General features: G+C 61.3%; 3 protein-coding genes. All 3 read left to right on the top strand.

Annotated elements, in window-relative coordinates:
* Nucleotides 1–228: 228 nt before the first annotated feature.
* The 3 genes from QMX98_RS32655 to QMX98_RS32645 all read left to right on the top strand — a co-directional run bounded on the left by QMX98_RS32655 (nt 229) and on the right by QMX98_RS32645 (nt 4276).
* Nucleotides 229–729, top strand: coding sequence for a sigma-70 family RNA polymerase sigma factor (locus QMX98_RS32655; protein WP_282411981.1), 501 nt, complete (start codon nt 229–231; stop codon nt 727–729).
* Between the two features lie 40 nt (nt 730–769).
* On the top strand, nt 770–1744 hold the full coding sequence (locus QMX98_RS32650; protein ID WP_282411980.1) for a FecR family protein: 975 nt from the start codon (nt 770–772) through the stop codon (nt 1742–1744).
* A 108-nt stretch (nt 1745–1852) separates the two neighbouring features.
* A complete protein-coding gene (locus tag QMX98_RS32645; protein WP_282411979.1) occupies nt 1853–4276 on the top strand; it encodes a TonB-dependent receptor in 2424 nt (807 codons plus the stop codon).
* Nucleotides 4277–4347: the final 71 nt, after the last annotated feature.

Raw genomic sequence — 4347 nt, 5'->3', positions numbered from 1 at the left:
GGGAGCTTGCTCCCGCTTGAGTGCGCAGCACTCACAAGATTTGCATGCATTGCGAAAATCTTGGGGCTGCTGCGCAACCCAGCGGGAGCAAGCTCCCTCGCCACAAAATCAATTCTGATTTGAAATGCTCCTTTGGGTGACTAACGGCAACCCCGGCGATGTGGAATCCATTGCTTCCCATTAATAGGAAGCATTACTATTCACGCCCCGTCTCCACAGCACACCGCAATGACCCCCAAGTTGCCCCGCAGACACGGCTTTTTCGAGCATTACGAAGAGTTGGTTGGCACCTGGACCCGTCGCCTGAGAAATCGTCAGCAGGCCGAGGACCTGGCGCACGACACCTTCGTGCGGGTGCTTGAGTCCGATTCGTCGGCGGTGGAACAACCTCGGGCCTATTTGCACCAGACCGCGCGCAATATCGCGGTGGATGGTTATCGGCGTGAGGACCGGCGGGGCGCCATGGAGTCGGAGGCGGTTGATCACAGTGGGTCTTCGACCGGCGACCCGGAGCATTTCATGCAGGCGATCCAGTTGGCTGATTCCATCGAACGGGCGCTCTGCGAGCTGCCGGTTAACTGCCGAAAAGTCTTTGTCTGGCAGAAGATCGAAGGCCTGACCCAGGCGGAAATCGCCGAACGCCTGGGTCTGTCCAAGAACATGGTGGAAAAGTATATGATCCGCACCTTGCGGCATCTGCGCGACCGCCTCGACGGACTGCACCCATGATCGGCCGCGCTTTCTCATCCCCAGCCAAACTGGAACTTCCATGATGGATACTCGTGATTGTGCGTGCGGGCAAACAACGGTGCGCGACGATGCGGTGCGCTGGTTTGTGCGTTTGCAGGAACCGGCCGTGGGCGTCGAAGCGTATCGGCGTTTCGAAGCCTGGCTGGCTGAACATCCCCAACATCGCGACGAATTCCAGGTGCTGCAGGGCTTGTGGACGGCCGCCGATCTGCTGCCCGCCAAGCGTCTGCAAGCCCTGTGCGAAACGCCGCCGGCACGTCGCAAGCGTCAGCCGCTGGTGCGTTATGCGGTGGCGGCCAGTGTGCTGGCCGTGGCGCTCGGCTTGGGGTTGTTCAGCGGGTTGAATCACCCGACGACCTACATGGCCGACTATTCCACTGCCTTGGGCGAGCGTCGTCATGTGGCGTTGCCCGACGGTTCGGTGATCGACCTGAACAGTCGCAGCCGCGTTCTGGTGCGTTATGAAAAGGACCGTCGCGGTATCGAACTGATGGAAGGCGAGGCCATGTTCAGCGTCGAGCACGACATCCACCGGCCTTTCGTGGTCGAGGCGGGTAGCGGCAAGGTGACGGTCACCGGCACGCGTTTCGATGTGCGCCGCGAACTGACCGAAACCCGGGTGGCGGTAGAGCAGGGCACGGTCAAGGTTCAGGGGCAGGGACCTGATGTGATAAGCCTCACCGCCGGCCTCGGCACTCGTGTCGATGCCAAAGGCGTGGTTGCCGCCGCTTATGCGGTCAATCCGGCGGAACTGACCGCGTGGCGCAGCGGCAAACTGGTGTTCAACAACGCCAGCCTTGCCGATGTCGCCGCAGAAGTCTCGCGCTACCGCGAGAAGCCGCTGACGGTCGGCAACGACAAAGTGGGCAATCTGCGCCTGACCAGCGTGTTCAAAGCCGACAACACCGACGCGCTGCTCAAGGCCTTGCCGAGCATTCTGCCGGTGGCCGTGCGGACCCTCGATGACGGCAGTCAGGAAATAATTTCCAATTAATTTCCAAACCGATTCAGGTTTTTTTTGAGTTCTTCGTCTTCTTGTCCAACTGCAACTGGTTTGCATTAACAGCCGCACACTCTTGCGATCTACAGGACAATGTTCGACGTGAAGAAAACCACCGCTAAAAACAATAAGTCACCTTGGCTGCGGCTTGCGCTCGCGCTGGCCGTCAGTGCCGCGCTTCCCCAGGCATTTGCCGCCGACGGCATTCATATTCCCGCGCAACCGTTGGGCCAGGCCTTGAGTGAGCTGGGTCAGCAAACGTCGTTGCAGGTTTTCTTCAGTCCTGAACTGGTGGCCGGCAAACAGGCCCCCGCCGTCGACGGCGACCTCTCGCCGGAACAGGCCTTGCGCCAATTGCTGCAAGGCAGCGGCCTGCAATACCAGATCGATCAAGGCTCGGTGACCCTGATGCCGGCGCCGACTTCCGCAACGGCCGGCCCGATCGAGCTGGGCATGACCGACATCAAAGTGGTCGGCGACTGGCTTGGCGATGCCGACGCGGCGGTGGTGCAGAACCATCCCGGCGCACGTACTGTGATCCGCCGCGAAGCGATGGTCGAGCAAGGCGCCATGAACGTCGGCGACGTATTGAAGCGCGTGCCCGGCGTGCAAGTGCAGGACGCCAACGGCACCGGCGGCAGCGACATTTCCCTGAACGTCGGCGTGCGCGGCCTGACCTCGCGCCTGTCGCCACGCTCCACCGTGCTGATCGACGGCATACCGGCAGCCTTCGCGCCCTACGGCCAGCCGCAACTGTCCATGGCGCCGATTTCCTCCGGCAACCTCGACAGCATCGACGTGGTGCGCGGCGCCGGTTCCGTGCGTTATGGACCGCAGAACGTCGGTGGCGTGATCAACTTCGTGACGCGCGCGATCCCGGAAAAAGCCACCGGCGAAATCGGCACCACCCTGGAAACGTCCCAGCACGGCGGCTGGAAGCACATCGACACCGCATTCCTCGGCGGCACCGCCGACAATGGCATCGGCATGGCGCTGTTGTATTCCGGCGTGAACGGCAACGGTTACCGCGAGCGCAACAACGGCAATGACATCGACGACGTGATGCTCAAGACGCACTGGGCGCCCACCGATGTCGACGATTTCAGCCTCAACTTTCACTACTACGACGCCAGCGCCGACATGCCCGGCGGCCTGACCCAGGCACAGTACGACGCCAATCCGTTTCAGTCCGACCGCAATAACGACAACTTCAGCGGGCGCCGCAAGGATGTCTCGTTCAAGTGGACGCGGCAGCTCGATGATCGCACTCAGGCCGAAGTGCTGACGTACTACACCGACAGCTTCCGTGGCAGCAATATTGCGGCTCGCAATCAGCAAACCCTGGGCTCGTTCCCGCGCACGTATTACACCTTCGGTATAGAACCGCGGGTGTCCCGTGTGTTTGACGTCGGTCCGACCACCCAGGAAGTCAGTGTCGGTTATCGCTACCTCAAGGAGGGCATGCACGAGCAGGCGAGCCGCCTGGCGCTGGTCAACAACGAGCCAGTGATTCGTCCTGGTTCGGACGGCCATGTGTACCAGGATCGTACCGGCGGCACTGAAGCCAACTCGGTGTACGTCGACAACAAGATCGACGTCGGTAACTGGACGATTACGCCCGGCATCCGCTTCGAACACATCAGCACCGACTGGCACGACCGCTCCGTGCTCGATACCGCCGGCAGACGTGTACCGGAGAAAAACCGCAGCATCGAAAGCAACGAGCCACTGCCTGCCCTGAGCGTGATGTATCACCTGTCGGAGGAGTGGAAGCTGTTCGCCAACTACGAAACCTCGTTCGGCAGCCTGCAGTATTTCCAGCTGGGTCAGGGTGGCACGGGGGATGAACCCGCCAATGGCCTGGAGCCGGAAAAGGCCAAGACTTATGAAGTCGGCACGCGCTACAACAATGAGGTGTGGGGCGGTGAGTTGACGGCGTTCTACATCGACTTCGATAAAGAGTTGCAATACATCAGTAATGACGCGGGCTGGACCAACCTCGGCGCGACCACGCACCAGGGCATCGAGGCGTCGGTGCACTACAACATGGCGGCACTGGACCCACGGCTCGACGGCCTGACCGCCAACGCCGGGTTCACTTACACCCGCGCCGTGTATGAAGGTGAAATTCCAGGCTTCAAGGGCCGTGACCTGCCGTTCTATTCGCGCCAGGTGGCGACCGCCGGCCTGCGTTACGACATCAACCGCTGGACCTACAACCTCGACGCGTTTGCCCAGTCCAAGCAGCGCTCACCGGGCGTTGCGGTGAACGCCGACGGCAGCTTCACCAACAACTACATCACCGAAGGCTCCGCCGATGGTCAGTACGGCGACATTCCGGGCTACGTGACCTGGAACGTGCGCGGTGGGTATGACTTTGGTTCGCAGCTGTCGAACCTGAAGGTCGGCGCCGGGGTGAAAAACATCTTCGACAAGCAGTACTTCACCCGCTCCAGCGACAACAACTCGGGGATGTACGTCGGTGCGCCGCGCACGTTCTTTGTGCAGGCCAGCGTCGGGTTCTGATAGCCCGAGTCGCCTTCATTCGCGGGCAAGCCTCGCTCCTGCAGGGACCACCGAACCTGTAGGAGCGAGGC

It is taken from the genome of Pseudomonas sp. PS02303 (genome assembly GCF_029959925.1).
In the GTDB taxonomy this organism is placed as follows: Bacteria; Pseudomonadota; Gammaproteobacteria; order Pseudomonadales; family Pseudomonadaceae; genus Aquipseudomonas; species Aquipseudomonas mandelii.
This window is presented reverse-complemented; position numbering and strand designations above follow the sequence as displayed.